Annotated in this window: 26 protein-coding genes and 1 rRNA gene; 15 read left to right on the plus strand and 12 right to left on the minus strand. The window is 70.9% G+C overall.

Features of this window, described 5'->3' with window-relative positions:
• The first annotated feature begins 90 nt into the window (after positions 1–90).
• Both AC1DE0_RS16440 and AC1DE0_RS16445 read left to right on the plus strand, forming a co-directional pair.
• Positions 91–2277 (plus strand): carboxypeptidase regulatory-like domain-containing protein, encoded by a 2187-nt coding sequence (locus AC1DE0_RS16440; RefSeq protein WP_478102501.1) that lies wholly within the window; start codon positions 91–93, stop codon positions 2275–2277.
• 98 nt (positions 2278–2375) lie between these two features.
• Entirely contained in the window at positions 2376–3059 is a 684-nt protein-coding gene (locus AC1DE0_RS16445; protein WP_478102503.1) for a Maf family protein, read from the plus strand.
• Here the strand turns inward: AC1DE0_RS16445 and AC1DE0_RS16450 are convergent.
• The 3 genes from AC1DE0_RS16450 to AC1DE0_RS16460 are packed head-to-tail and all read right to left on the minus strand — an operon-like array spanning position 3050 to position 7033.
• Positions 3050–4357 (minus strand): hypothetical protein, encoded by a 1308-nt coding sequence (locus AC1DE0_RS16450; RefSeq protein WP_478102505.1) that lies wholly within the window; start codon positions 4355–4357, stop codon positions 3050–3052. The two genes, AC1DE0_RS16445 and AC1DE0_RS16450, sit on opposite strands and share 10 nt — an antisense overlap.
• Positions 4311–5858, minus strand: coding sequence for an acyl-CoA carboxylase subunit beta (locus tag AC1DE0_RS16455; protein ID WP_478102507.1), 1548 nt, complete (start codon positions 5856–5858; stop codon positions 4311–4313). The genes AC1DE0_RS16450 and AC1DE0_RS16455 overlap by 47 nt, the downstream gene beginning before the upstream one ends.
• Positions 5855–7033 carry an acyl-CoA dehydrogenase family protein gene (locus AC1DE0_RS16460; protein ID WP_478102509.1) on the minus strand — a complete coding sequence of 393 codons (1179 nt, stop codon included), beginning with the start codon at positions 7031–7033 and terminating at the stop codon, positions 5855–5857. The genes AC1DE0_RS16455 and AC1DE0_RS16460 overlap by 4 nt, the downstream gene beginning before the upstream one ends.
• Before the next feature lie 87 nt (positions 7034–7120).
• Between AC1DE0_RS16460 and AC1DE0_RS16465 the strand changes: the two genes are divergently transcribed.
• From AC1DE0_RS16465 to AC1DE0_RS16480, 4 genes are all read left to right on the plus strand, one after another.
• Entirely contained in the window at positions 7121–7504 is a 384-nt protein-coding gene (locus AC1DE0_RS16465) for a MerR family transcriptional regulator (protein WP_478102511.1), read from the plus strand.
• Positions 7505–7517: 13 nt separating this feature from the next.
• Positions 7518–8396: a sulfurtransferase gene (locus AC1DE0_RS16470; RefSeq protein WP_478102513.1), complete on the plus strand. Its 879-nt coding sequence runs from the start codon at positions 7518–7520 to the stop codon at positions 8394–8396.
• A 4-nt stretch (positions 8397–8400) separates the two neighbouring features.
• Positions 8401–8856 (plus strand): SufE family protein, encoded by a 456-nt coding sequence (locus tag AC1DE0_RS16475; protein WP_478102515.1) that lies wholly within the window; start codon positions 8401–8403, stop codon positions 8854–8856.
• A 370-nt stretch (positions 8857–9226) separates the two neighbouring features.
• Positions 9227–9847, plus strand: a complete 621-nt coding sequence (locus AC1DE0_RS16480; protein WP_478102518.1) for a helix-turn-helix domain-containing protein — start codon at positions 9227–9229, stop codon at positions 9845–9847.
• Positions 9848–9890: 43 nt separating this feature from the next.
• Here AC1DE0_RS16480 and AC1DE0_RS16485 read toward each other — a convergent pair whose 3' ends face one another.
• The 3 genes from AC1DE0_RS16485 to AC1DE0_RS16495 are packed head-to-tail and all read right to left on the minus strand — an operon-like array spanning position 9891 to position 11954.
• Positions 9891–10547 carry a class I SAM-dependent methyltransferase gene (locus AC1DE0_RS16485; RefSeq protein WP_478102520.1) on the minus strand — a complete coding sequence of 219 codons (657 nt, stop codon included), beginning with the start codon at positions 10545–10547 and terminating at the stop codon, positions 9891–9893.
• 2 nt (positions 10548–10549) lie between these two features.
• On the minus strand, positions 10550–11410 hold the full coding sequence (locus tag AC1DE0_RS16490) for a tryptophan 2,3-dioxygenase (protein ID WP_478102522.1): 861 nt from the start codon (positions 11408–11410) through the stop codon (positions 10550–10552).
• Between the two features lie 22 nt (positions 11411–11432).
• Entirely contained in the window at positions 11433–11954 is a 522-nt protein-coding gene (locus AC1DE0_RS16495) for a DUF3806 domain-containing protein (protein ID WP_478102524.1), read from the minus strand.
• A gap of 123 nt (positions 11955–12077) precedes the next feature.
• Between AC1DE0_RS16495 and AC1DE0_RS16500 the strand changes: the two genes are divergently transcribed.
• Positions 12078–13856: an acetyl/propionyl/methylcrotonyl-CoA carboxylase subunit alpha gene (locus AC1DE0_RS16500; RefSeq protein ID WP_478102528.1), complete on the plus strand. Its 1779-nt coding sequence runs from the start codon at positions 12078–12080 to the stop codon at positions 13854–13856.
• 94 nt (positions 13857–13950) lie between these two features.
• Here AC1DE0_RS16500 and AC1DE0_RS16505 read toward each other — a convergent pair whose 3' ends face one another.
• The gene (locus tag AC1DE0_RS16505) at positions 13951–14442 is read right to left on the minus strand and encodes an antitoxin (protein ID WP_478102530.1); all 492 of its coding nucleotides are present in this window, start codon (positions 14440–14442) and stop codon (positions 13951–13953) included.
• Positions 14443–14554: 112 nt separating this feature from the next.
• Between AC1DE0_RS16505 and AC1DE0_RS16510 the strand changes: the two genes are divergently transcribed.
• A complete protein-coding gene (locus AC1DE0_RS16510) occupies positions 14555–14776 on the plus strand; it encodes a hypothetical protein (RefSeq protein ID WP_478102532.1) in 222 nt (73 codons plus the stop codon).
• 28 nt (positions 14777–14804) lie between these two features.
• Here AC1DE0_RS16510 and AC1DE0_RS16515 read toward each other — a convergent pair whose 3' ends face one another.
• Positions 14805–16217, minus strand: coding sequence for an NAD(P)H-quinone dehydrogenase (locus AC1DE0_RS16515; RefSeq protein ID WP_478102534.1), 1413 nt, complete (start codon positions 16215–16217; stop codon positions 14805–14807).
• Between the two features lie 91 nt (positions 16218–16308).
• Between AC1DE0_RS16515 and AC1DE0_RS16520 the strand changes: the two genes are divergently transcribed.
• A complete protein-coding gene (locus AC1DE0_RS16520) occupies positions 16309–17142 on the plus strand; it encodes a purine-nucleoside phosphorylase (RefSeq protein WP_478102536.1) in 834 nt (277 codons plus the stop codon).
• The gene (locus AC1DE0_RS16525) at positions 17142–18827 is read left to right on the plus strand and encodes a phospho-sugar mutase (RefSeq protein WP_478102538.1); all 1686 of its coding nucleotides are present in this window, start codon (positions 17142–17144) and stop codon (positions 18825–18827) included. The genes AC1DE0_RS16520 and AC1DE0_RS16525 overlap by 1 nt, the downstream gene beginning before the upstream one ends.
• Before the next feature lie 27 nt (positions 18828–18854).
• Here the strand turns inward: AC1DE0_RS16525 and AC1DE0_RS16530 are convergent, their stop codons facing one another.
• On the minus strand, positions 18855–19496 hold the full coding sequence (locus AC1DE0_RS16530; protein WP_478102540.1) for a PH domain-containing protein: 642 nt from the start codon (positions 19494–19496) through the stop codon (positions 18855–18857).
• Positions 19497–19551: 55 nt separating this feature from the next.
• Here AC1DE0_RS16530 and deoC point away from each other — a divergent pair, with 55 nt between their 5' ends.
• From deoC to AC1DE0_RS16555, 5 genes are all read left to right on the plus strand, one after another.
• Entirely contained in the window at positions 19552–20538 is a 987-nt protein-coding gene (deoC, locus tag AC1DE0_RS16535; protein WP_478102542.1) for a deoxyribose-phosphate aldolase, read from the plus strand.
• Positions 20539–20612: 74 nt separating this feature from the next.
• Entirely contained in the window at positions 20613–22097 is a 1485-nt protein-coding gene (locus AC1DE0_RS16540) for an aldehyde dehydrogenase family protein (protein WP_478102566.1), read from the plus strand.
• The gene (locus tag AC1DE0_RS16545; RefSeq protein WP_478102545.1) at positions 22094–22981 is read left to right on the plus strand and encodes an aldehyde dehydrogenase family protein; all 888 of its coding nucleotides are present in this window, start codon (positions 22094–22096) and stop codon (positions 22979–22981) included. Before AC1DE0_RS16540 ends, AC1DE0_RS16545 begins: the two co-directional genes overlap by 4 nt.
• Positions 22982–23015: 34 nt before the next feature.
• Complete coding sequence (locus AC1DE0_RS16550) at positions 23016–23654, plus strand: uridine kinase family protein (protein ID WP_478102547.1); 639 nt, start codon at positions 23016–23018, stop codon at positions 23652–23654.
• A complete protein-coding gene (locus AC1DE0_RS16555) occupies positions 23651–24346 on the plus strand; it encodes an aspartate/glutamate racemase family protein (RefSeq protein WP_478102549.1) in 696 nt (231 codons plus the stop codon). The genes AC1DE0_RS16550 and AC1DE0_RS16555 overlap by 4 nt, the downstream gene beginning before the upstream one ends.
• A gap of 100 nt (positions 24347–24446) precedes the next feature.
• Here the strand turns inward: AC1DE0_RS16555 and AC1DE0_RS16560 are convergent, their stop codons facing one another.
• The 3 genes from AC1DE0_RS16560 to rrf form a co-directional block, all read right to left on the minus strand.
• Positions 24447–25622 (minus strand): adenosine deaminase, encoded by a 1176-nt coding sequence (locus tag AC1DE0_RS16560; RefSeq protein WP_478102551.1) that lies wholly within the window; start codon positions 25620–25622, stop codon positions 24447–24449.
• Positions 25619–26011: a cupin domain-containing protein gene (locus AC1DE0_RS16565; protein ID WP_478102553.1), complete on the minus strand. Its 393-nt coding sequence runs from the start codon at positions 26009–26011 to the stop codon at positions 25619–25621. Before AC1DE0_RS16565 ends, AC1DE0_RS16560 begins: the two co-directional genes overlap by 4 nt.
• An 80-nt stretch (positions 26012–26091) precedes the next feature.
• A 5S ribosomal RNA gene (gene rrf, locus AC1DE0_RS16570) occupies positions 26092–26208 on the minus strand.
• Between the last annotated feature and the right edge of the window lie 25 nt (positions 26209–26233).

Consider the following 26233-nt stretch of genomic DNA (forward strand, 5'->3'; position numbering starts at 1 on the left):
TGATCCCCATCGCCGGGGGCCTCTCCCCACACCTATGCTGTGCTCGCGCCGCCGACTCGACGCAGGCGCTCACACCACAGGGGAGAAATCGTGTTCCGCCACCGCACCGCGGTGGGCCGGACCCAGGGGACGAACACGCGCCGTGCTGCGCGCCGTCTCCTGACCGCGCTCACCGCCGCCACCGTCGCCCTCGGGCTGCTGCCACTGGCCGCCCCGTCCGCCGACGCCGCCACCTACACCATCACCGGTCGCGTCACCGGCCTCGACGCCAACGGCACCGCAGTCGGCGTCGGGGACGCAGGCCTCTGGATCTACGACTCCAGATACCAGGACGCCGGCTCGGTCACGTTCAACTCGGACGGCACCTACTCGGCCACGTTCGCCTCGCCCGGCCCCTACAAGATCGAGGCCGGCTGCTGGGGCACGATGACGTGCGCCTCGCAGTGGGGCATCGAGTGGTACGCCGACAAGGGCGACTTCGACGCAGCGACCCCCGTCACCGCCGGCGTGACGCCCGCCGTCGCGAACATCCGGCTCGACCGCCGCTCGACGCTCAAGGGCACCGTCAAGAACACCGCGGGGCAGCCGGTGAGCGGCTTCAGCGTCGCCGCGTCCAAGACGACCGGAGGCATGCAGGTCGACACCACGACTGGCGCTGACGGCAGCTTCACGCTGACCGGCGTCGAGTCGGGCCCGAGCACCGTCCAGGCCTTCGACCCGGCCGACCAGCACGTGTACGCCTCGGCCACCTGGGACGGCACGAAGAGCACCAGCGACTACGTCGACTGGACCATCCCGGCGGGCACGACGATCACCGGTGTCAACTTCGTCCTCGACCCGTGGACCGGTGTCGTCGTCAAGGTGACCGACGCGGCAGGCAAGCCGCTCGAGAACATCAACTGGAACCTCTACGAGTACCGCCCGACCCAGGGCGACTGGTTCGGACGCCAGTACGGCCCGCTGCTCACCGGCGCCGACGGCACCTTCGCCGAGCAGACCGAGGTCGGCAAGACGTACAAGATCTGCGTCTACGACACCTGGTACGACAACGGCTGGGCGCCTGCCACCCGCTACCAGGACCGGTGCTACGACAACGCGACGACGCTCGAGACCGCAACGCCGTTCGCCGTCACCTCCGACACCCGCAAGCGCGATCTGACGATGGTGCTGCCCGCCGCGGGCAACGGCCTCTCGGCCCGCGAGCCGTTCGTGAGCGGATCGTCCACGGTGGGCAGCACGCTCAGCGTCGACGCCGGTGCCTGGAGCCCGTCGGGCGTCGCCCTGACCTACCAGTGGATGCGCCAGGGCACGGACGGGCTGGTCCCGATCGCGGGCGCCACGAGCTCCACGTTCACCACCACCAGCGACCTCGTCGGCGCCTGGGTCACCGCCAAGGTGACCGGCACCCTCGCCGGCTACMGCCCGGCCGAGATGTACTCCAACGGTGTCGAGGTCAAGAGCACCGGACCCGCGCTGTCCAGCCCGCTGACGATCGCCGGCAGCGGGGTCGTCGGCACCACGCTGACCGCGACCCACGGCACCATCACCCCGGCCGGCGACTGGAGCCCCTCGTACACCTGGGTCGTCGGCGGCGTGCCCCAGGACTCGGACTGGGGCACCGCAGAGCCGCTCACGCTGACGAGCGCGATGATGGGCAAGCGGATCACCCTGCGCATGACGGCATACGGCCCGACTGGCGCCGGGAGTCTCCAGCAGGCCGCCACCGGCCCCGTCGTGGTGGGTGCCCTCACCGCGCCGACACCGACGATCAGCGGCACCAAGGCCGTCGGCTACACGCTCACCGCCGTCCCCGGCACGTGGGGGCCGGCCCCGGTCACGCTGGCCTACCAGTGGTACCGGTCCGGCGTCGCCATCACGGGAGCCACCGCGAGCACCTACAAGCTCACGACGACCGACCAGGCCAAGACGATGACCGTCCGGGTCACCGGGGCCAAGTCCGGCTACCTCACGGTGGCGAAGACCTCGACGGCGACCACCGCGGTGCTGGGGGCCTTCACGGCTCCGACGCCGACCATCTCGGGCACCCGCAAGGTCGCCTACACGCTGACGGCCGTGCCGGGCACGTGGAGCCCGGCGCCCACCACGTACGCCTACCAGTGGTACCGCTCCGGCGTGGCCATCTCGGGGGCGACCGCGAGGACGTACAAGCTGACGAGCCTCGACAAGGGCAAGTACGTCAAGGTCCGCGTCACCGGCGCGAAGACCGGCTACCTCACCAGGGCCGTCTACTCGGCGCAGACCGCGGCGATCGCCTGACACCGGACCACACCCGTCACTGACGACCGACGGCACCGTCCCGATGGGGTGGTGCCGTCGGCCGTTCCGGGCCGAGGCTCGGCCCCTACGATGACGGGATGTCGACCCCCCTCCCGGACGCCCCCGACGCCCCCGCGGTCCCCCTCGTCCTCGCCTCCGCCTCGCCCGCGCGCCTCACGACCCTGCGCGCGGCCGGGATCGAGCCGACCGTCGTCGTCAGCACCGTCGACGAGGACCTCGCCGTGGCCGAGGCCACCGAGCGCTACGGCCCCCTCGAGCCTGCCGACATCGCGCTGCTGCTCGCCCGGGCCAAGGCCGAGGACGTGGCGTCCGGCCTCGAGGCCGGCGCCGTCGTGATCGGCTGCGACTCGGTGCTCGAGCTCGACGGGGAGGTGCACGGCAAACCGGCCGATGCGGCCGAGGCGATCAGCCGCTGGCACCGCATGCGCGGGCGCTCGGGCGTGCTCCACACGGGCCACTGGCTCGTCGACGACCGAGGCCCCGGCGGCGCCACGCTCGGCGCGACCGCCTCGACCACGGTGCACTTCGCCACGCTCTCCGACGCCGAGATCGACGCCTACGTCGCGACGGGTGAGCCACTCACCGTCGCGGGCGCGTTCACGATCGACGGCCTCGGCGGCGCCTTCGTCACCGCGGTCGAGGGCGACCACCACAACGTCGTCGGCCTTTCCCTGCCCCTGCTGCGCGACCTGCTCGGTGACGCCGGCATCGGCTGGTTCGACGTCGCGGGTGGCGCAGCGGCAGGCGCGGCTCAGGGGTAGAGGTCGTCGGTGAGGTTCTCGATGACGAGGTAGTGCTCGGTCCACCACCACATCTGGGCCGCGCCCACGACGACGATGAGCCCGAGCACCCAGTAGCGGTAGCGCCGCCACCAGGGCAGCTTGAGGAACCAGGCGATCACGAGCGTCATGGGGAACGCGAGCAGGGCGTACCGCACGCGGCTCGGCGTCGTGCTCGTGACGAGGATGATGTATGCCGGGTAGGCGCCCGCCCAGCCCCAGATCTCCGGGCCCCAGCGCCACGAGTGCTTCGACAGCATGAACCACGCGAAGGCGGCGACGCCGACAACACCGCCGACCTGCCCCAGGACGCCCCAGTACTGGTACAGCAGGTCCCACCACAGGTAGAGCTTGATCTTCGTCTCGATGTTCCAGGCGAGCATCGTGTCGTTGTAGGCGTTGGGGGTGTCCGTCGCGATCGTGACGATGGTCGGCCAGAGCCAGGTCAGAGCGCCGGCGTATGCCGCGAGCGCCCCCAGGCCGACGCGAAGGCGCACCGGGTGCTCTCCCTCGTCACCCTGACGCCAGGGCACGACCCAGTGGGCGACGATGACCGGCACCATGGCGATGACGACGTTGCGGCTCAGCGAGAGCACGAGCAGCGCGAGGACGACCCACCAGTACTTCCGCTTCCGCATCAGCCACAGGACCGTGACGACCCCGAGCAGGGCGGTCGACTCGGTGTACGACGCCGAGAAGGCAGGCGAGGCGATGAAGAAGCTGGTCGCCACGACCGCGACGATCGCCTCCCAGCGGCCCACGGCCTGGTCGACGAGCTTGAAGAGCATGTACATCGCGGCGAACCCGATGACGGTCGAGAGCGTGGGCGCGACGAGCGCGAACGGCAGGCCGGTGACCTTCATGATGAGCCCGACGGTCATCGGGAAGACCGGGAAGAAGGCCCACGGGTTCATGTCGATGCCGCCCCACCCGACCCGGGGCAGCACGGCGGGATAGCCCTGCTCGGCGATGACGCGGTACCACTGGCCGTCCCAGCCGGTCATCACCGCGTTGTAGCCAGGGTCGGCCGGAGTGGGGTAGAAGATGCGGATGTTGGCGGTGCCGATGGGCAGCGGGATCTGGTACCTGGACAGGTAGGTGGCAGCGAGCCACACGAACAGGCGGGAGACGGCGAAGACGGCGAAGGGGAACCAGACCGGGAAACGTCGCCAGAACGGCAGCTTCAGCTCGGCCCGGCGGTCGGGGTGCTCGAGCCTGTGACCGAGGCGCAGCTCAGACCGGCGGGACGGCGCGGCGGCGCTCGCTGAAGTGACGGTCACGCCGGGAAGCATAAGCCAGTCGGCGCACGAGGTCCGAGCGCAGCTCATCCGCCTCGATGATGGAGTCGAGCACGAGGTCGGCCGCGAGGCGTTCGATGTCGACGTCCTCCTCGTACTCGCGGCGGCGGTCGGCGACGAACCGGGCCTGCTCGTCGGCGTCGGTGATCTCGGCGATCTTGTTCGCGTAGACGGCGTTGACGGCGGCCTCGGGCCCCATGACCGCGATCCGCGCGGTCGGCAGGGCGATCGTGGCGTCGGGGCCGAAGCCGGGGCCGCCCATCGCGTAGAGCCCCGCACCGTACGCCTTGCGCACGACGACACAGAACTGCGGCACGGTCGCTGACGAGACGGCGCTGACCATCTTGGCGCCGTGCCGGATGATGCCGCCGCGCTCGACCTCGGAGCCGATCATGAAGCCAGGCACGTCGGCGAGGTAGATGAGCGGGATGTTGAAGGCGTCGCAGAGCCAGATGAACCGCGCGGCCTTGTCGGCGCTGTCTGTGAACAGGACGCCGCCCTTGACCATCGAGTTGTTGGCGACGAGGCCGACCGTCTGGCCGTCGAGCCGGCCGAAGCCGATGACGAGCTCAGCCGCCCAGAGCGGCTTGAGCTCGAAGAACGAGTCGTCGTCGACGAGGCCGTCGATGACGTCGTGGATGTCGAACGGCACGGACTCGCGCTCGGGCACCGTGTCACGGGCCAGCGGCGACGCAGGCTCCTCCGCGGCATACGTCGGCGGGTGGTCACGCCACGTGCCGGGCACGTAGGAGAAGTAGAGCTTGGCGAGCTCGATGGCCTCGGCGTCGTCGTGGGCGAGCAGGTCGCCGACGCCGGAGACGGTGCAGTGCATGCGGGCGCCGCCCATCTCCTCGAGCGACACCTTCTCGCCGACGACCATCTCGGCCATGCGGGGGCTGCCGAGGTACATCGAGGCGTTGCCCTCGACCATGATGATGAGGTCGCAGAAGCTCGGGATGTAGGCGCCGCCGGCCGCGCTCGGGCCGAAGAGGCAGCAGATCTGCGGCACCTTGCCCGACAGGGCGACCTGGTTGTGGAAGATCCGGCCCGCTCCGCGACGGCCCGGGAACATCTCGACCTGGTCGGTGATGCGAGCGCCGGCGGAGTCGACGAACCAGAAGACCGGCAGCTCCTCGCGCAGCGCCATCTCGGTGGCGCGCACGATCTTCTCGACGGTGCGCGAGCCCCAGGAACCGGCCTTGACGGTCGGGTCGTTCGCGATGACGATCGCGGGCCGGCCGTCGACGGTGCCGCGGCCGGTGACGACGCCGTCGGCGGGCAGACCGGGCTGGAGCGCGTTGGCGTAGCGGCCGTCCTCGACGAAGGAGCCCTCGTCGAAGAGCAGCGCGATGCGGTCGCGGACGTAGATCTTGCCCTGCGCGTCGAGCTTCGCCTGTGCCTTCTCGGGCGCGCTCGCGGAGGCGGCGTGCGCCGTGGCGAGGCGCGCGCGGACATCGGCGACCCTCGGGTCGGAATCGCTCATGCGGGCAGCCCCAGGCCACGCGCGATGAGCATCCGCTGGACCTCGGAGGTCCCCTCGCCGATCTCGAGGATCTTCGCGTCGCGGTAGAAGCGGGCCACGGGGAACTCCTCCATGAAGCCGTTGCCGCCGAAGACCTGGGTGGCGATGCGGGTCGCGGTGACGGCGGCCTCGGTCGAGTACAGCTTGGCGATGGCCGCAGCCTGCTTGACCTCCTTGACCGAGCGCTTGCCGGCGTGCAGCTCGTCCTTGAGCCAGGCCGCCTTGTAGGTCAGCAGTCGCGCGCCCTCGACCATGACGGCGAGGTCGGCGAGCTGGAAGGAGACACCTTGGTTGACGCCGATCGGCTTGCCGAAGGCGGTGCGCGTCTTCGCGTAGTCCGTGGCGAGCTCGAGGCAGGCCTGGGCGCACCCGACGGCGAGCGCGGAGATCGCGATGCGGCCGTCGTCGAGGGTCTTGAGGAACTGCTTGAATCCCTCGCCCTCGGCGCCGAGCAGGTTCTCGGCGGGGACGCGGCAGCCCTCGAAGGTGAGGCCGTGGGTGTCGGAGACGTGCCAGCCGAGCTTGTGGTAGGCCAGCTCGACGACGAAGCCGGGCGTGCCGGCGGGGACCATGATGGCCGAGATCTTCGGCGACCCGTCCTCGTTGCTGCCCGTGCGCGCGGTCACGGTGACGACGGAGGTGATGTCGGTGCCGGAGTTGGTGATGAAGGCCTTGGCGCCGTCGATGACCCACTCGTCACCGTCGCGGACGGCACGGGTCTTCGTCGCGGCGGCGTCCGATCCGGCTTCGGGCTCGGTGAGACCGAAGCCGGCGAGGGCCTGCCCGGAGACGAGGTCGGGGAGGAAGCGCTGCTTCTGCTCCTCGTTGCCGTAGGTCAGGATCGGGTTGATGCCGAGGCCGACACCGGCGGAGAGCGTGATACCGATCGACTGGTCGACTCGACCGAGCTCCTCGATGGCGACACAGAGGCTGGTGAAGTCGCCGGCCTCGCCTGCGCCGCCGTACTCCTCCGGCACGACCAGACCGAACAGGCCGAGCTCACCCATCTTCGGCACGAGGTCTGCCGGGAAGTGGGAGGCGGCGTCCCACTTGGCGATGTGGGGGGCGACCTCCTTCTCGGCGAAGTCGCGGACGACCTTGCGGAAGTCCTCGTGGTCCTGGCTGAGCTCGAACATCGCTGTTCTCCTGAAGGGGGTTCGCGGCCGTCACGCGCTCGTGACGCGTGCTTGACGTTGACGTAAACGTAAAGCATGATCGACGCCATGACAAGTGCGCCGACGTGGACCATCGCCCAGGTGGCCGACGAGTTCGGCGTGACCCACCGCACGGTCCGCCACTACGAGGACCTCGGCCTCATCTCCCCCGAGCGGCGGGGCACGCAGCGGATCTTCCACCGCCGCGACCGCACGCGCCTGAGCCTGATCCTGCGCGGCAAGCGCCTCGGTTTCCCGCTCGAGGAGATCCGCACGATCATCGACCTCTTCGACGCACCCCGCGGGCGCCGCACCCAGCTCGAGTACGTCCTCGGCCAGATCGACGAGCGCCGTTCGGACCTCGACCAGCGGTTGCGTGACATCCAGGACGCCATCGCCGAGCTCGGCGAGTTCGAGCGCCGATGCCGTGAGGACCTCGACAAGCTCGCGTGACACGATGGGCCACATGAGCGCTGACGACACGAAGATCTCCGCGTACGCCCACCCCGAGCGCCTCGTGACCACCGACTGGCTGGCCGAGCAGGTTGCGGCGGGTGCCGTCGGAGGTCCCGATGGCATCGTGGTCCTGGAGTCCGACGAGGACGTCCTGCTCTACGACACCGGCCACATTCCCGGCGCGGTCAAGATCGACTGGCACGTCGACCTCAACGACCCGATCTCGCGCGACTACGTCGACGGCGCCCGCTTTGCCGAGGTGATGGGCAAGCGCGGCATCTCGCGCGACACGACCGTCGTGCTCTACGGCGACAAGAGCAACTGGTGGGCGGCGTACGCCCTGTGGGTCTTCAGCCTCTTCGGCCACGAGGACGTGCGGCTGCTCGACGGTGGCCGGGCCAAGTGGATCGCCGAGGGGCGCGAGGTGACCCGTGAGGTGCCGACCCCGACGACGGTCGACTACCCCGTGGCCGAACGCGACGACGCGCCGATCCGCGCGTTCAGGGACGACGTCTTGGCCCACCTCGGCAAGCCCCTCGTCGACGTCCGCTCCCCCGGCGAGTTCTCCGGCGAGCTGCTCCACATGCCCGACTACCCCCAGGAGGGGGCGATGCGCGGCGGCCACATCCCCGGCGCGAAGTCGGTGCCGTGGGCGCGTGCAGCCAACGAGGACGGCTCGTTCAAGTCCCGCGAGGACCTCGAGGCGATCTACCTGACCGAGCAGGGCCTGGCTCCGAACGACGACGTCGTCGCCTACTGCCGCATCGGTGAGCGGTCGTCGCACACGTGGTTCGTGCTCACCCACCTGCTCGGCTTCGACACCGTGCGCAACTACGACGGTTCGTGGACCGAGTGGGGCAACTCCGTGCGCGTCCCGATCGAGCGGTGAACACATGAGCGACACCACGCTGCCTGCATCGCTGTCCGAGATCGCCGACGACTTCCGGTCTGCGAGCAACGAGCTCAAGCTGCAGCTGCTCCTCGAGTTCAGCGACGAGCTGCCCGCCCTTCCCGAGCGGTATGCCGGTCACCTCGACCAGCTCGAACGCGTCGACGAGTGCCAGTCGCCACTCTTCCTCACCGTCGAGGTCGCAGACGGGACGTCCCTCGACGACCGGGTAGTCCGCCTCTTCTTCGACGCCCCCGCCGAGGCTCCGACGACCCGCGGCTTCGCCGGCATCCTCCACGAGGGCCTCGACGGGCTCAGCGCGGCGGAGGTTCTGGCGGTCCCCGACGACGCCCCGATGCGGTTCGGCCTCGCCGAGGCGGTCTCGCCCCTTCGCATGCGCGGCATGGTCGCCATGCTTGGTCGCATCAAGCGTCAGGTCCGCGCCAAGACCGCCGCCTGACCACCTGATCCGGAGGTCACTACGTCACTGCTGCGCCCCACGCAACAGTGACGTAGCCGCCCGGAAGTGTCGCTCGCCAGGTGACTACACCCATCGCGTACGTCACTGCTGCACCCCACGCAACAGTGACGTAGCCGCCCGGAATGGTCGCTCGTCAGGTGACTAGAGGAATCGCGTACGTCAGTGCTGCACCCCACGCAACAGTGACGTAGCCGCGCGGAAGGGTCGCTCGCCAGGTGACTAGACGAATCGCGTACGTCACTGTTGCGCTCCGTGGAACAGTGACGTAGCGGTCAGGGGAAAGAATGTCGCTCGGCGCGCCTGTGGACGATCCCAGCGCGACTCCGCTTGCGGGCTGCAGGCTGTGGTCATGGCGAGAACCGGGGGTGCGAGCGGAGGCGACGACCGGGTCGGCCGCTATGTCGTCCGGGTTCGTCGCCTCGCCGACCTGAGCCAGCGCGACCTGGCCGCTCTCGTGGCCACGAACGCCAGCACAGTGTGCCGCATCGAGTCGGGTGCGTCCGTGCCGACGGTGGCGCTCTTCGAGCAGATCCTCGCCGTGGCCGGCCTGCGCCTGGCGGTCGTCGATGCCGAAGGCCGCCTGGTTGCACCCGTGGCAGAGGACCTCGTACGCGACAACCAAGGTCGCCGCTTCCCGGCGCACCTCGACGTGGCGCCGCCGGACCAGGTGCCCTACGAACGAGAGTCGCGTCCGCGCTACGACAGACCGGCGGCGCGTGCATGGTTCAGGCACAGGGAATTCCGAGACCAGCAGGCAGCAAAGACGCCTCACCATGACCGACCCGAGGACCATCCAACCCACGCGGACCTGCGCAAGCGGGTGCGACTCATGCGCGGGCGCCAGCCGACCGTCGACACCGCCCCGCCGACCGACGACTGCACCTGCCCGGACGCCTGCTTCGAGGCGTTGTGCGTGGCCGGCTGCCCGTGCCGGTGCGAGCCGGGCCGCGACCGGTTCGGCAGGGCCTGAACGTATTGGGCCCCTGCACTGCGCAAACGTCACACGCGTTCGGTCAGTCGCTGGAGCGGCGGAACACGGCCCGCCAGCGCTCGCCCTCGATGGCGGTCAGCTCGACCTCCTCGAGCCCGTCACCAGCGAACGACCGCATCCGGCCACGGCTCAGCGCGAACGGCGGCCCGCTCGGCGAGTCGGACTCGCCGTCCGCCCTGAACTCCACGGCGAACAGCGTTCCGCCAGGAGCGACGAGGCTGCGCACTCCTTCCACCGCGGCGGAGCGAGGCGGGTCGGGCAGCGCCTGGACGGTGTAGATCTCGACGACCAGGTCGAAGGCGCCGAGCCACTCCCCCGGCAGGTCGAGCAGGTCCGCCACCCGGTAGCCGACGGCAGTCCCCGGATGCCGGTCCTGCGCCACCCCGACGGCGGACGGTGCGACGTCGAACGCCACCGTCTCGAACCCGAGGCCGGCGAGGTGCTCTGCATCGGCACCGAGGCCACAGCCGACGACGACCGCTCGCAGACCGTCGCCCACAGCGCCGCGCTCCTGCAGCCAGTCCCGTAGCGGCGGCGCGGGCTCCGACCGGTCCCACGGCATGGTGACGACGCCCGCCGATCCCTCGGCATAGAGCCGGTCGAACCACGTGGTCGGCGCGCCATCGGAGATCGCTTGCGCCGCAAGCACATCCGCTCGCTCGTGCCAGTCCTGTGCCATGGTCAGCCGCCGATCCGGGTCCGCACCTCGTAGAGCTCGGGGAAGAAGGTCAGGTCGAGCGCACGACGCAGGAAGTCGACACCCGTCGACCCGCCCGTGCCGGTCTTCTGGCCGATCGTGCGCTGCACCACCTGCAGGTGACGGAAGCGCCACTGCTGGAAGTTGTCCTCGAGGTCGACGAGCTCCTCACACGTCTCGTAGACACCCCAGTGCTCGTGCGGCTCGGCGTAGACCCCGGCGAAGACGTCGACGAGGCCCTGGTCGAGACGGTAGGGCTGGGTCCAGTCACGGTCGAGGAGGTGGGTCGGCACCGCGTACCCGCGACGGGACAGGTAGGCGAGGAACTCGTCATAGAGGCTCCGCTCGTGGAGCAGCGCATCGAGCTCGGCGCGGGCGGCCTCGTCGTGCGAGAAGACCGCGACCATGTCGGCGTTCTTGTTGCCGAGGAGGAACTCGACCTCGCGGTACTGCGCCGACTGGAAGCCCGAGCTCGTCGCGAGGAACGGGCGGATCTCGGCGTACTCGCTGGGCGTCAGCGTCGCGAGCACCGACCACTGGTCGGTGAGGGTGTGCTGGATGTGCTTGACCCGCGCCAGTCGCTTGAGGGCCGGCGCGAGCTCGTCCTCACCGAGAAGTCGTCGGGCAGAACGCAGCTCGTGGATCATGAGCTTCAGCCACAGCTCGGATGTCTGGTGCTGGATGATGAAGAGCAGCTCGTCGTGCTGCGGCGGGTCGCTGAGCGGCTGCTGCGCGCTGAGCAGCGTCTCGAGACGCAGGTAGTCGCCGTAGGACATCTTGCGCCTGAAGTCGCGTTCGATGCCCTCCTCGAGCTCGCGCGTGACGCGCCGGTCGTCCGTGGCCATGCCAGAGATCCTAGGAGGCTCCTCAGCTGGGCCGCGGGCGGATCCTCACGAGGTGGGACACGACGCCCGGGATCCACCCGGTCTCGCCGCGCATCCACCGGGCCCCCACGAGGTTGTGCGGGACGACCACCGTGTCGGCACGGGCCGCGACGAGCCCGAGGTCGGTGCCGAAGACGTCGGTGACGACGGCCCACTCGCGGGCGCTGTGGCGAGCCAGGTGCTCGCCGATCGCCGTGGCGAAGGTGTCGACGATGACGTCGGAGCCGTCGCCGTCTGCACCATCGCTCGCAGCCCACTGGCGGTACGCGTCGTCGTACCGCTCGCCGATGGAGGCAAGGCTGTCGACGTCGACCCCGACCTGCGCCGCGCGCGCGAGGGCGGCATCGAGACGGCTGCGCTCGGCCTCACCGAGCGGCCCCGTCACCGGACGCCCGGTGAAGTCGGACGCGATCGGGTCGTCGCCGACCTCGTCCACGTCGGCGGCGGGGGTCGGGTCCGAGGACGACTCGACGTCGCTCTTGCTCTTCCGCGAGAACAGTCCCATGCGAGCCAATCTAGTGTCTGGGGCAGGGGCCGGCCCTGATGTGCCGGACCTCACTCCATGACGGCCCTGAATAGGCCTGCGGAGGCGGAATTGACGCGGCGTCAGCCCGATAGAGTCCGAGCCATGGCATCCATCAGCAAGGTCCTGATCGCAAATCGTGGTGAGATCGCGGTCCGCATCGCGCGGGCGTGCGCGGACAGCGGCATCGCCTCGGTGGCGGTCTACGCGGACCCCGACCGGGATGCCCTGCACGTCAAGGTCGCCGATGAGGCGTACGCCCTGGGTGGTTCGACCCCCGGTGAGAGCTACCTGCTCGTCGACAAGGTGCTCGAGGTCGCGAAGCAGTCGGGCGCCGACGCCGTGCACCCCGGCTACGGCTTCCTCGCCGAGAACGCCGGCTTCGCCCAGGCCGTCATCGACGCCGGCCTGACGTGGATCGGCCCCGGGCCCGAGGCCATCGACTCCCTCGGCGACAAGGTCAAGGCCCGCCACATCGCCACCAAGGCCGGCGCACCCCTCGTGCCCGGCACGAAGGACCCCGTCGGCGGCGCCGACGAGGTGGTCGCGTTCGCCCAGGAGCACGGCCTCCCGGTGGCGATCAAGGCGGCATACGGCGGCGGCGGGCGCGGCCTCAAGGTCGCCCGGACGATGGAGGAGATCCCCGACCTCTACGAGTCGGCCGTGCGCGAGGCCGTCACGGCGTTCGGCCGCGGCGAGTGCTTCGTCGAGCGCTTCCTCGACCGCCCCCGGCACGTCGAGACCCAGTGCCTGGCCGACCAGCACGGCAACGTCGTCGTCGTCTCCACCCGCGACTGCTCCCTCCAGCGGCGCAACCAGAAGCTCGTCGAGGAGGCGCCCGCGCCGTTCCTCACCGACGAGCAGCACGCCGAGCTGCTCCGCGCCTCCAAGGCCATCCTCAAGGAGGCGGGCTACGTCGGCGCCGGCACCTGCGAGTTCCTCGTCGGCCCGGCCGGCGACATCAGCTTCCTCGAGGTCAACACGCGCCTGCAGGTCGAGCACCCCGTCACCGAGGAGGTCACCGGCATCGACCTCGTGCGCGAGCAGTTCCGCATCGCGAACGGCGAGTCCCTCGACTACTCCGACCCCGAGCCGCACGCCCACTCCATCGAGTTCCGCATCAACGGCGAGGACGCCGGCCGCGGCTTCCTGCCGGCGCCGGGCACGGTCTCGAAGATGGTGGTGCCGCACGGTCCAGGCGTGCGCTGGGACGCCGGCATCGTCGAGGGCGACACCGTCGCCGGCGCCTTCGACTCGATGATCGCCAAGCTCGTCGTCACCGGCCGCACCCGCGAGCAAGCGATCGAACGCTCCCGCCGGGCGCTGGCCGAGCTGACCATCGACGGCATGCCGACCGTCGTGCCGTTCCACCGCGCAGTCGTGGCCGACCCCGCCTTCGCCCCGGTCGACGGCACCCCGTTCACGATCCACACGCGTTGGATCGAGACGGAGTGGGACAACACCGTCCAGCCGTATGCCGGCGGGTCGGCTGACGGGGCCGAGTCCGAGGAGCGCCAGACGGTCGTCGTCGAGGTCGGCGGCAAGCGTCTGGAGGTGTCGCTGCCCGGTGGCCTGTCCCTCGGCGGTGGCGGCGGCTCCGCCGCGAAGAAGAAGGCGCCGAAGCGCTCCGGTGGCGGCAAGTCCGGCGGCGCCGCCTCCGGCGACTCCCTCACCGCCCCGATGCAGGGCACCATCGTCAAGATCGCCGTCGACGAGGGCACCACCGTCTCGGCCGGCGACCTCGTCATCGTCCTCGAGGCGATGAAGATGGAGCAGCCCATCACCGCCCACAAGGACGGCGTCGTCACCGGCCTGACCGCCGCGGTCGGCGAGACGGTCACCTCCGGGGCCGTCCTCGCCGAGATCAAGGACGCCGAGGCCTGAGCCGCCGGTAGCACTGCCGCAGCCGCGTCCTTACGCGTCGAGAGCCGCCCCACCATCGTGGTGGGGCGGCCCTCGTCAGCGCGGCCGAACCGGGTCAGGTCCTGGGCGGGTCGCCCAGGGTGATGTCGCCGCCCTCCTGGGTCCCGGCTCCGCTCGGGTCGGGCGACCCCGGCAGGTCCTGCTCACCGGCCGGTGAGCCGCCGGGCGGGATCTCCGACGGGCCGGGGCCGCCGGGCAGGTGCGGGTCGACCGGAGCCGGGTCGTTGGGGTTGACCGGAGGCGCCGGCTCGGGAGTCGGCGCAGGCTCAGGCGTCGGCACAGGCTCAGGCGTCGGCGCAGGCGGAGGCGTCGGCGCAGGACCGGGCCCCGGAGCCGGGGGCGGCGTCGGTGTGGCCGGAGGCTGGGTGGCGTCGTCAGCAGGCAAGCCCAGCTGCTCGCGTACGGCGTCGGCGCCCTTGTCGAGCTGGTCGGCGTACTTGCCACCGGTGCGCTCGTTGATGATCTCCTCGGCCTTGTCGAGCCCCTGCTCGGCCTGATCGGGGTGGCCCTTGATGAAGTCCTTGGCCTTGTCGATCCAGTCGCTCACTGCGTGCCTCCACGGTCAGACCAGGTCAGGGGCACTGCCGACAGCACGTTTCCCCTGACGTGCCGGCGACGCCGCCACGGGCCTGACGTTACGCCTCTGGCACACTGCTCATGTGCTTGCGACCCTCGCCACTGCGACATCGAACCAGCCGACCTTCTCGGCGACCAACCTGATCATCCTGCTCGTCGTGGCGGCGGTCGTCTACCCGCTCCAGAAGAAGCTGCGCCAGGTGGTGTCGCGCCGCCGCAAGGAGCGGTGGGCCGAGGAGGACCGACTGGCTGAGCTCGAGCGCGAGCAGCAGGACCGACCGCAGCCCCCCGACGAGACGCCCTGACGCCCTGGCCGACGTATTCCGTTGCGGCTCAGTCGGACTGGTGCAGCTGCCGCGCAGCCTCGGCAATCGAGCCGGAGAGCGACGGGTAGACGGTGATGGTGCTGGAGACCTGGTCGACGCTGAGGCGGTTCTGCACCGCGAGCGCGACCGGGAAGATGAGCTCGGAGGCCTTTGGCGCGACGACGACGCCGCCGAGCACCGTGCCGTAGACCTTGCGGCAGAAGAGCTTGACGAAGCCGTCGGAGATGCCCTGCATCTTGGCCCGGGGGTTGCGCGCGAGGGGCAGCATGACCGCCTCGACGTCGGGCGACTCGTCGGCGGCGCCCTGGCTGATGCCGACCGTCGCGATCTCGGGCTCGGTGAAGATGTTGGCGGCGACCCCACGCACGTTGAGCGGGGCGACGGCGTCGCCGAGGGCGTGCCACATGGCGATGCGGCCCTGCATGGCGGCGACGGACGCGAGCGGCAGCACGCCCGTGCAGTCGCCGGCGGCGTAGATCCCGCCGACGCTGGTGCGCGAGACGCGGTCGACCTGGATGTGGCCCGACGGGCTGAGCTCGACGCCGACCTCCTCGAGCCCCATGCCGGCCGTGTTGGGCACCGACCCGACCGCCAGCAGGGCGTGGCTGCCCTGGACGGTGCGTCCGTCGACAAGCGTCACCACGACGCCGTCGGCGGTGCGCTCGACGGAGGCCGCGCGCGACTTGTTGAGCACCTCCATGCCGCGTTTGCGGAAGACGTCCTCGATGACGGTGGCGGCGTCGGCGTCCTCGCCGGGCAGCACGCGGTCGCGGGAGGAGACGAGCACGACCTGGGAGCCGAGGCCGAGGTAGGCCTGCGCCAGCTCGGCCCCGGTGACACCGGACCCGATGACGATCATCCGTTCGGGCAGCTCGGCGAGCGAGTAGATCTGCTGCCAGGTCAGGATGCGCTCGCCGTCGGGGCGCATCGTGTCCATGACGCGGGGCGCGGCGCCGGTGGCGACGAGGACGACGTGCGCGGTCAGCTCCTGCGTCGTGCCGTCGGCGAGCTCGGCGACCACCCGCTCGCGACCGGTGACCCGGGCCGTGCCGCGCAGCACGGTCACGCCGACCTGCTCGAGGCTGCCCTGGATGTCGGCGCTCTGGGCGGCGGCCAGCTCGAGGATGCGGCCGTTGACGGTCCGGGCCTGGGCGACGGCGTCGGACACCTCGTCGCCGTCGTCGTCCTGGAGCCGAACGCCGAGGTGTGAGGCGGTCTGGAAGTCGGACATGTAGTCGGCGGTCGCGATGAGCGCCTTGCTCGGCACGCAGTCGGTGAGCACCGCGGCCCCGCCGAGCCCGTCGCGCTCGACGATGGTGACCTGGGCGCCGAGCTGGGCGGCGACGAGGGCCGCCTCGTAGCCGCCGGGGCCGCCGCCGATGATGACAACGGATGTCTCGCGCGTGATCACGGGTTCCATCCAACCATCCCCCCGAACGGCGCCAGGGCAGGGCTCCTGACCCGGGCGGGACCGGTGCGTCGCCCCGGACGACCTCGCTAGAGTCCACATCGTGAACAGCTCCTCCCGTGACCTCAACGACCCCTCCACCGACCCGTTCGCCGTCGCCGCCGACGCGGCTGCCGTGATCGCCGAGCGCACGGGGGCGGAGCGCCACGACGTGGCGCTCGTGCTCGGTTCCGGTTGGGGGCAGACGGCCGACCTCATCGGCGAGACCCTCGCCACCGTCGACAACGCTGACGTGCCCGGCTTCCACAAGGCCGCCGTCGTCGGCCATGCGGGCAGCATGCGGTCGGTCGCGATCGGCGACACCGGTCGTCGGGCGCTCGTCTTCGGCACCCGCACCCACTTCTACGAGGGCCGCGGCGTGCGGTCCGTCGTCCACGGCGTGCGCACGGCGAAGGCGGCCGGCTGCTCGACGATCGTGCTCACCAACGGGTGCGGCGGGCTCAACCCCGCGTGGTCGCCCGGCACGCCCGTGCTCATCCGCGACCACATCAACCTCACGGCGCACTCCCCCATCGAGGGCGCCAACTTCGTCGACCTCACCGACCTCTACACGCCTCGGCTGCGCGACATCGCCCGCGAGGTCGACCCCGATCTCGACGAGGGTGTCTACGTCCAGTTCCGCGGACCGCACTACGAGACGCCGGCCGAGGTGCAGATGGCCAGGGTCATCGGAGGTGACCTCGTGGGCATGTCGACATCGCTCGAGGCCATCGCCGCGCGCCAGAGCGGTCTCGACGTGCTCGGCATCTCGCTCGTCACGAACCTCGCCGCGGGCATCTCGCAGACGCCGCTGAGCCACGACGAGGTGCTCGAGGCCGGTCAGCTCGCGGCCGAACGGTGCGGGCGCCTGCTCGCGGCCGTCGTGGGGCGCCTGTGATGACCACCGTCGACACCACCGAGACCATGTATGCCGCCGCGCGGGCCTGGCGCGACGACGACCCCGACCCGACCACCCGCGCCGAGCTCGACGCGGTGCTCACCCGCGCGACCGGGGGCGACGCCGAGGCCCTGGCTGACCTCACCGACCGCATGTCCGGCCTGCTCGAGTTCGGCACCGCCGGGCTGCGCGGGGCGCTCGGGGCGGGCCCGAACCGGATGAACCGCAGCGTCGTCATCCGTGCGGCGGCCGGCCTGACGGCATACCTCCGGGCCGAGGGCGGTGCGGGAGAGCACCCGACCGTCGTCATCGGCTACGACGCCCGCTACAACTCCGACGTCTTCGCCCGCGACACGGCCGCGGTCGTCGTCGGTGCCGGCGGACGCGCCATGCTGCTGCCCCAGCCGCTGCCCACCCCGGTCCTCGCCTTCGCGATCCGCCACCTCGGCGCCGACGCCGGCGTCATGGTCACCGCGAGCCACAACCCGCCCCAGGACAACGGCTACAAGGTCTACCTGGGCGACGGCAGCCAGATCGTGCCGCCGGCCGACGGCGAGATCGCGGCCCACATCGGCCGCGTCGAGCGGGTCGCCGAGGTGCCGCGCGCGGCCGACGGCTGGGACACGCTCGGCGACAACCTCCTCGAGAGCTACGTCGACGCCGTCGCCACAGTGGTCGACCCCGGCTCGCCGCGCGACATCAGCGTCGTGCACACGAGCCTGCACGGGGTCGGTCACGGCACCGTCCACGCCGCCTTCGTCAAGGCGGGGTTCCCGGCACCCGTCCCGGTCGACGAGCAGGCAGTGCCCGACCCCGACTTCCCGACCGTCGCCTTCCCGAACCCCGAGGAGAAGGGCGCCATCGACCTCGCCCTCGCCCGCGCCCGCGCGACCGGGTGCGACCTCGTCATCGCGAGCGACCCCGACGCCGACCGGTGCGCGGCAGCCGTGCTCGACCCGGCCCTCGGCGACTGGCGCATGCTGCGCGGCGACGAGGTCGGTGCGCTGCTCGGGGCGCACGTCGTGCGACGCGGGGTCTCGCGTCGCGACGTCTTCGCCAACTCGATCGTCTCCTCGCGGCTGCTCGCCTCGATCGCCAAGGCGGCCAAGCTCGCCCACGAGGAGACCCTCACTGGCTTCAAGTGGATCTCGCGTGTGCGCCGTCTCCGCTACGGCTACGAGGAGGCGCTCGGCTACTGCGTCGCGCCGCAGCTCGTGCGCGACAAGGACGGCGTCAGCGCCGCACTGCTGCTCGCCGAGCTCGCCGCGACCCTCAAGGCCGAGGGCCGCACGCTCACCGACCTGCTCGACGACCTCGCCGTCGAGCACGGTGTGCACGCCACCGACTCCTTCTCGGTGCGGGTCTCCGACCTCGCCCAGACGGAGGAGCTGATGGGGCGCCTCCGCGACGAGCCGCCGGCCGCGGTGGCGGGCATCGAGGTCACCCGGGCCGACGACCTCGCCCGTGGCGACGGCGGCCTCCCGCCGACCGAGGGCCTTCGCTACCACCTGGCCGACCGGTCCCGCATCATCGTGCGGCCGAGCGGCACCGAGCCGAAGGTGAAGGTCTACCTCGAGGTCATCGAGCCGGTGGTCGACGCAGCGGGCCTGGGTGAGTCCAAGGCCGTAGCCGAGACACGGCTGGCCGAGGTCCGAGCGGACATGGAGCGCCTGACGTCGCTGTGAGGACGCAGGCGTCCTCGGCTGTGCTGCTCAGACGACGAACGTCGCGATGACGAAGAAGGCGGTCGCGGCGAGCAGCAGCCCGACCGCGACGGGGTCCCACACACGCGTCTCGATCCGAGGAGTGCGGCCGTCCTTGCGCTTGCGGTCGGCGGCGATGCGCTCCTCGACCTCCGCCGCGACGATCTGCGCCTGGACCTTCGACTTGGCCGGCAGCTCCGACGTGCCCCGGCCGCGCACCTGGTTCGCGCTGAACGTCAGCAGGCCACGGCCGTAGCGGGGCCGGCCGGGGTCGGCCGGCACGCCCCAGGCCGTGTAGCGGGTGCCACCGGCGACCAGCTCGAGGGCCCAACGGGAGCGCACCTCGGTGATCACCGGCCAGGTGAGCTCGGTGGTGCGCATCGGGTTGACGACGCGTACGCCCTCGGCGTGGATGACGACGCACGGGCGTACGACGAAGAGCCACACGAGCACGAGCACGAGCACGATGGCCGAGATCAGGGGCCAGCTGCGCGGAGACGTCAGCAGGACGGGCACGAGCAGCCCGAGACCGGCCAGACCGGTCACCGCCCCGACCACGACGGACGAGCCGGGCCGGAGCGTGCGGGACTCGGGGCTGCCGGTCTCAGGCGACGGCGCGGCCGGCTCGGGGTGCTGGGGATCGGGACTCACGCTGGCACTCTCTCACGCGTCACGGCCCGTCTCGAATGGTGGATAGACTCCCGTGGTGACTGTTAGCACCACGACGCGCTCCGCGCACGAACTCACCGCCCAGGCGCGTGACGTCCTCGGGGTGTCGCGCCTGACGAACCATGCCCTCACCTCGTGGCTCCACGGCCTCCCCGGCGTCGACCAGGTCGGCTGTGAGGGCCGGGCGGCGTCGCTGGGCACCCGGTCCATCAAGACCACGGCCAAGGCCTGGGCCATCGACACGGCGATCGGGATGATCGACCTGACGACGCTCGAGGGCTCCGACACCGTCGGCAAGGTCCGGTCGCTGTGCGCCAAGGCGCTCGTGCCCGACGCCCTCGACCCGACCACTCCACGACCGGCCGCCATCTGCGTCTACGGCGACATGGTCGCGACGGCGAAGGCGGCCCTCGGTGACAGCGGCATCCATGTCGCCGCGGTCGCGACGGCGTTCCCGTCGGGCCGCGCGAGCATGCCGGTCAAGCTGGCCGACACCCGTGACGCCGTCGAGGCCGGCGCCGACGAGATCGACATGGTGATCGACCGTGGTGCGTTCCTCTCCGGCGACTACCTCACCGTCTTCAACCAGATCGCCGAGGTGAAGCAGGCCTGTGGCGACGCGCACCTCAAGGTGATCATGGAGACCGGCGAGCTCGTCACCTACGACAACGTGCGCCGCGCCTCCTACCTCTCGATGCTCGCGGGGGGCGACTTCATCAAGACGTCCACCGGCAAGGTTCAGCCGGCGGCGACCCTGCCGGTCACGCTCATCATGCTCGAGGCGGTCCGCGACTGGCGCGAGCTCACCGGCGTGCAGGTCGGCGTCAAGCCGGCCGGTGGCATCAAGACCACCAAGGACGCCATCAAGTACCTCGTCATGGTCAGTGAGATCGCCGGCGACGACTGGATGAGCCCGCAGTGGTTCCGGTTCGGCGCCTCGAGCCTGCTCAACGACCTCATCCTCCAGCGTCAGAAGCTCGCGACCGGTGCCTACTCGGGCGCCGACTACGTGACCATCGACTGACGGCGTCCACACGTCAGCCGACCGCCTTGACTGCCCGCTTGACTGCACAGACTGAGCTCACGAAAGACACCCTGATGCCCACGTTCGAGTACGCCCCGGCGCCCGAGTCGCGCGCCATCGTCACGATCGAGAAGTCCTACGGCCTCTTCGTCGACGGCGCCTTCACCCGCCCCAAGGCCACCTTCGCCACGATCAACCCGGCCGATGAGACCGTGCTCGCCGAGGTCAGCCAGGCCGGCCCCAAGGACGTCGACAAGGCCGTCGCAGCGGCACGCCGGGCCTACGAGGGCGTGTGGGGCAAGATGTCCGGCGCCGAGCGCGGCAAGTACCTCTTCCGCATCGCCCGCATCCTGCAGGAGCGCGCCCGCGAGTTCGCCGTCCTCGAGACCCTCGACAACGGCAAGCCGATCAAGGAGACCCGCGACGTCGACGTGCCGATCGCCGCCGCGCACTTCTTCTACCACGCCGGCTGGGCCGACAAGCTGGAGTATGCCGGCCTGTCCGCCTCGGGGGCCGAGGCCCCCCGGCCGCACGGCGTCGTGGGCCAGGTCATCCCGTGGAACTTCCCGCTGCTGATGCTCGCGTGGAAGATCGCCCCGGCCCTCGCGACCGGAAACACCGTGGTGCTCAAGCCCGCCGAGACGACGCCCCTGTCGGCGCTGCTCTTCGCGGAGGTCTGCCAGCAGGCCGACCTGCCTGCGGGTGTCGTCAACATCATCACGGGTGACGGCCGCACCGGTCAGGCACTCGTCGAGCACCCCGACGTCGACAAGGTGGCCTTCACCGGCTCGACCGAGGTCGGCAAGATGATCGCCCGCTCGATCGCGGGCACGTCCAAGAAGGCGACCCTCGAGCTCGGGGGCAAGGCCGCCAACATCGTCTTCGACGACGCCCCGATCGACCAGGCCGTCGAGGGCATCATCAACGGCATCTTCTTCAACCAGGGGCAGGTGTGCTGCGCCGGCTCGCGCCTCCTCGTGCAGGAGAACGTCCACGACCAGGTCATCGCCAAGCTCAAGCGGCGCCTCGGCACCCTCCGGGTCGGAGACCCGATGGACAAGAACAGCGACCTCGGCGCCATCAACAGCAAGGCCCAGCTCGACCGCATCACCGCGCTCGTCGAGGCGGGCGTCGCCGAGGGCGCTGAGCGCTGGAGCCCCGAATGCTCTTTGCCTGCAAAGGGATTCTGGTTCCCGCCGACCGTGCTCACCGGCGTCTCCCAGACGCACCGCGTCGCGACCGAGGAGATCTTCGGCCCGGTCCTGTCGGTGCTGACCTTCCGCACGCCCCAGGAGGCGGTCGCGAAGGCCAACAACACGCCGTACGGCCTCTCCGCCGGTGTCTGGACCGAGAAGGGCTCGCGCATCCTCTGGATGGCCGACCAGCTCAAGGCCGGCGTCGTCTGGGCCAACACCTTCAACCGCTTCGACCCGACCTCGCCGTTCGGCGGCTACAAGGAGTCGGGCTACGGCCGCGAGGGCGGCCGCCACGGCCTCGAGGCCTACGTCACCACCGCCCCTGCGAATTCCTCCACGAGACTGACGGGAGCCGCCCGATGAGCCGCCTCGACGTGCGCAAGACCTACAAGCTCTACATCGGCGGCAAGTTCCCGCGCAGCGAGTCGGGCCGTTCCTACGAGATCGTCTCTGCCAAGGGCGAGTTCCTCGCGAACGCCTCGATGGGCTCGCGCAAGGACGTCCGTGACGCCGTGGTCGCGGCACGCTCGGCCCTGGCGGGCTGGTCCGGTGCGACGCCCTACAACCGTGGCCAGGTGCTCTATCGCGTGGCCGAGGTGCTCGAGGGGCGACGTGCCCAGTTCGTCGACGAGGTCGCGGCCGGAGAGGGACTCTCGGCGCGGTCGGCCACTGCGGCCGTCGACGCCGCGATCGACCGCGTCGTCTGGTACGCCGGCTGGACCGACAAGATCGCCCAGGTGCTCGGCAACCTCAACCCGGTCGCCGGTCCCTTCTTCAACGTGTCCGCCCCTGAGCCGACCGGGGTCGTGGGCGTCCTTGCCCCGCAAGGCTCTTCACTCCTCGGACTGGTCTCGGTCATCGCGCCGGTCGTCGCTTCGGGCAACACTGCGGTCGTCGTGACGTCCGCAGACCGCCCGCTGCCGGCCGTCACCCTCGGCGAGGTGCTCGCCACCTCCGATGTGCCCGGCGGCGTCGTCAACATCATCACCGCCCGCACGGCCGAGGTCGCCTCGTGGCTCGCCGCGCACCGCGACGTCAACGCCATCGACCTCACCGGCGTGGCTGGCGCCGAGGGCGTCGACTGGGCGACGCTCGAGGCCGATGCCGCGGGCAACCTCAAGCGCGTCTACCGCCCCACGCTGGTCGACGGTCAGCCCGTCGAGCCCGACTGGAACGCCGACCCCGGCCTCGGCCGCATCAAGGCGTTCGTCGAGACGAAGACCGTCTGGCACCCCAAGGGCCTCTGAGCCACGGATGCGGAGCGGGCAGGAAGGACGCCAGGTGTCCTCGGTCGGCGACGGGTCCGGCGGTCGGCAACGCGTCATCCTGCTGACCGGACCGAGTGGGTCGGGCAAGAGCAGGCTCTCGGAGCGGCTCAACGCCGCCCACGGTTGGCCTGTCGTGCGACTGGACGACTTCTACAGAGAGGCGAGCGACCCTGCGCTGCCCCGCTCCCCGCTCGGCATCGCCGACTGGGACCACCCCGACTCCTGGGATGCCGGGGCGGCGGTCGCGGCCCTGCGCTCGCTCGTGGACGACGGCTCGGTCGAGGTGCCGGTCTACGACATCGGCGCCTCGGCGGTGACCGGGCGGCACACCGTCACCGCGCGTGCGCACGACTACGTGCTGGCTGAGGGACTCTTCGCGGGACGCCTCGTGGCAACCCTGCGTGCCGAGGGGCTGCTTGCCGACGCGCTGTGCGTCCGCCAGAACCGCACGCTGACCGCCCTCCGGCGGTTCGTGCGCGACCTGTCCGAGCGGCGCAAGCCACCGCACATCCTCGTGCGCCGGGGCGTCACCCTGTGGGGCGACGAGCCGTCCGTGATCGCCCGGGCCCGCGCCGACGGCGCCCGCTGCGTCCATCCCCGCGAGGCCGAGGCCGAGCTCGGCGCGCTCCTCGGGGCCGGTGCCGGGCGGTGAAGCTCGTCGGGATGCTCGGCGGCATGAGCTGGGAGTCGAGTGCCGCGTACTACCGGCTCGCGAACGAGCTGGTGCGAGAGCGCGTCGGCGGGCTCGCCTCCGCCCGCCTGCTGCTGCACTCCGTCGACTTCGCGGAGGTGGAGCGGCTGCAGGCCAACGGCCGCTGGGACGAGGCCGGCGAGCTGCTCGCGGCGGCAGCAGCGGGCCTCGAGGCCGGTGGCGCCGAGCTGCTGCTCATCTGCACCAACACCATGCACAAGGTGGCCGACGCGGTCGAACGGGCCGTGTCGATCCCCCTGCTCCACATCGGCGACGTCACGGCCGAGGCAGTGCGTGGTCGCAGCCTGTCGAGGGTCGGCCTGCTCGCCACCGCCTACACGATGGAGCAGCCGTTCCTGCGTGAGCGGCTGGCCGCCCACGGCCTCACCGTCCTCGTGCCCGAAGCGGACGACCGGGCGCTCGTGCACCGCGTCATCTACGAGGAGCTGTGCCTCGGTGTCGTGAGCGACGAGTCCCGCCGGGCCTACCGGGAGGTCATCGGGCGGCTCGTGGCCGCCGGCGCCGAGGGTGTCATCCTCGGCTGCACCGAGATCGAGCTCCTCGTCGACCAGTCCGACTCCGCCGTGCCGGTCTTCCCGACCACCCGGCTGCACGTCGAGGCCGCTGTCACGGCTGCCCTCGCGGCCGACTGACTCCGGCTTAACCCGGCAGACGCCGCACGCGTGCGCTCCGCGCGCTTCCCGGGGCCGCACGCGTGCGCTCCGCGCGCTTCCCGGGGCCGCACCCGCCCGGTCAGCCGATCGGGGGCGCCTCGTAGCCGAGCTCGGCGTAGCCGGGCTTGATGACCCCGTCGATGAGCGCCAGACGCTCGTCGAACGGGATGAAGGCAGACTTCATCGCGTTGATCGTCACCCAGCGCAGGTCCTCGAGGGTCCAGCCCGCCTCGTCGCGCAGCAGGGTCGCCTCGCGGCTCATCGACGTGCCGCTCATGAGACGGTTGTCGGTGTTGAGTGTGACGCGGAAGCGCAGTCGGCGCAGCAGCGTGATCGGGTGCAGGGCGATCGACGGGGCCGCCGAGGTCTGCAGGTTGCTGCTGGGGCACATCTCGAGCGGGATGCGCTTGTCGCGCACGTAAGCCGCCAGGCGCCCCAGGCGTACGCGTTCGAGCTCGAGCGTGGTCAGGGCAGCGACGTCGTCCGTGCTGCCCTCGAGCCACTCCGCGAACGGTGAGCCGTCGATGGTGATGTCGTCGACGATGCGCACGCCGTGCCCGAGGCGGTCAGCCCCACACCACTGGATGGCCTGCCAGATGGAGGGCAGCCCGAAGGCCTCACCGGCATGGATGGTGAAGTGGAAGTTCTCGCGCTGGAGGTACTCGAAGGCGTCGAGGTGTCTGGTGGGCGGGTAGCCGGCCTCGGCGCCGGCGATGTCGAAGCCGGACACGCCCTCGTCGCGGTAGCGGATCGCCAGCTCGGCGATCTCGGTGGACTTGGCCGCATGCCGCATGGCGGTCAGCAGTGAGGTGACGCGGATCGGGTGGCCTGCCTGCGCCGCCTTCGCCTCACCGTCGCGCAGGCCGGCGTTCACGGCCTCCACGACGCCCTCGAGGGTGAGCCCCCGCGTGAGGTGCTGCTCGGGGGCGTAGCGGCTCTCGGCGTAGACGACGCCGTCGGMTGCGAGGTCCTGGGCACACTCGCTCGCCACGCGGAAGAGCCCCTCGCGTGTCTGCATGACGGCCAGGGTGTGATCGAACGTCTCGAGGTAGCGGGGCAGCGAGCCGGAGTCGGCGCTCTCGCGGAACCAGGTGCCGAGGGCCGGCCCGCTGGTCTCGGGCAACCCGTCGTAGCCGCAGTCCCCCGCAAGCTCGAGAATCGTCTGGGGGCGGAGGCCGCCGTCGAGGTGGTCGTGCAGCAACACCTTCGGTGCCCGCACCAGCTGGTCGCCGTCGTCGGGCGCGGCGACGCTCACTGGCCCTCCCCCGCGGTCAGCCCGTTCTCGTCCCGGTGGACGGTGTCAGGGCTGAAGGCAGGCAGGCACACCGCGACGTACTCGGCTCCCTCGGGGCCGCACGAGTAGCGGATGCGCTCACCGCCGCGGGTCAGCACCGACTGGCCGGCGCCGACCTCGATGGTGCCGCCGTCGTGGTCGACGAGCACCGTGCCGGCCAGGACGAGGGTTATCTCGTCGAACTCCGGGGTCTGGAACGGCTCGGACCAGCCGGCCGGTGCCACCATCCGGGCGACGGAGACGGAGGACTGGAGTCCGGCGTTCGGGGTGTTGACGGCACCGACATGCTCGTCGATGACCTTGCCGCCGGGAACGGGGATGCGCGTCGGGGAGGGAATGAGTTCAGGCACGAACCAAATCCTAGTGGACGCGAAAAGGCCCGGAAATGCGACAACCCCGCCGGTTACCCGGCGGGGTTGTCTGAAAGTGTGTCCGGCTGCGTCCTACTCTCCCACACCGTCACCAGTGCAGTACCATCGGCGCTGAAGGGCTTAGCTTCCGGGTTCGGAATGGAGCCGGGCGTTTCCCCTTCGCTATGACAGCCGAAACTCTATGGAGATATCAATCAGTGG

The sequence above is a fragment of the Terrabacter sp. 05T424 genome (assembly GCF_056396225.1).

Bases quoted from the DNA above. Each gene is read 5' to 3' on its own strand.
- AC1DE0_RS16445 (WP_478102503.1), top strand. From the start codon at position 2,376: ATGTCGACCCCCCTCCCGGACGCCCCCGACGCCCCCGCGGTCCCCCTC.
- AC1DE0_RS16455 (WP_478102507.1), bottom strand. From the start codon at position 5,858: ATGAGCGATTCCGACCCGAGGGTCGCCGATGTCCGCGCGCGCCTCGCC.
- AC1DE0_RS16460 (WP_478102509.1), bottom strand. From the start codon at position 7,033: ATGTTCGAGCTCAGCCAGGACCACGAGGACTTCCGCAAGGTCGTCCGC.
- AC1DE0_RS16465 (WP_478102511.1), top strand. From the start codon at position 7,121: ATGACAAGTGCGCCGACGTGGACCATCGCCCAGGTGGCCGACGAGTTC.
- AC1DE0_RS16470 (WP_478102513.1), top strand. From the start codon at position 7,518: ATGAGCGCTGACGACACGAAGATCTCCGCGTACGCCCACCCCGAGCGC.
- AC1DE0_RS16475 (WP_478102515.1), top strand. From the start codon at position 8,401: ATGAGCGACACCACGCTGCCTGCATCGCTGTCCGAGATCGCCGACGAC.
- AC1DE0_RS16480 (WP_478102518.1), top strand. From the start codon at position 9,227: ATGGCGAGAACCGGGGGTGCGAGCGGAGGCGACGACCGGGTCGGCCGC.
- AC1DE0_RS16485 (WP_478102520.1), bottom strand. From the start codon at position 10,547: ATGGCACAGGACTGGCACGAGCGAGCGGATGTGCTTGCGGCGCAAGCG.
- AC1DE0_RS16490 (WP_478102522.1), bottom strand. From the start codon at position 11,410: ATGGCCACGGACGACCGGCGCGTCACGCGCGAGCTCGAGGAGGGCATC.
- AC1DE0_RS16495 (WP_478102524.1), bottom strand. From the start codon at position 11,954: ATGGGACTGTTCTCGCGGAAGAGCAAGAGCGACGTCGAGTCGTCCTCG.
- AC1DE0_RS16500 (WP_478102528.1), top strand. From the start codon at position 12,078: ATGGCATCCATCAGCAAGGTCCTGATCGCAAATCGTGGTGAGATCGCG.
- AC1DE0_RS16515 (WP_478102534.1), bottom strand. From the start codon at position 16,217: ATGGAACCCGTGATCACGCGCGAGACATCCGTTGTCATCATCGGCGGC.
- AC1DE0_RS16525 (WP_478102538.1), top strand. From the start codon at position 17,142: ATGACCACCGTCGACACCACCGAGACCATGTATGCCGCCGCGCGGGCC.
- AC1DE0_RS16540 (WP_478102566.1), top strand. From the start codon at position 20,613: ATGCCCACGTTCGAGTACGCCCCGGCGCCCGAGTCGCGCGCCATCGTC.
- AC1DE0_RS16545 (WP_478102545.1), top strand. From the start codon at position 22,094: ATGAGCCGCCTCGACGTGCGCAAGACCTACAAGCTCTACATCGGCGGC.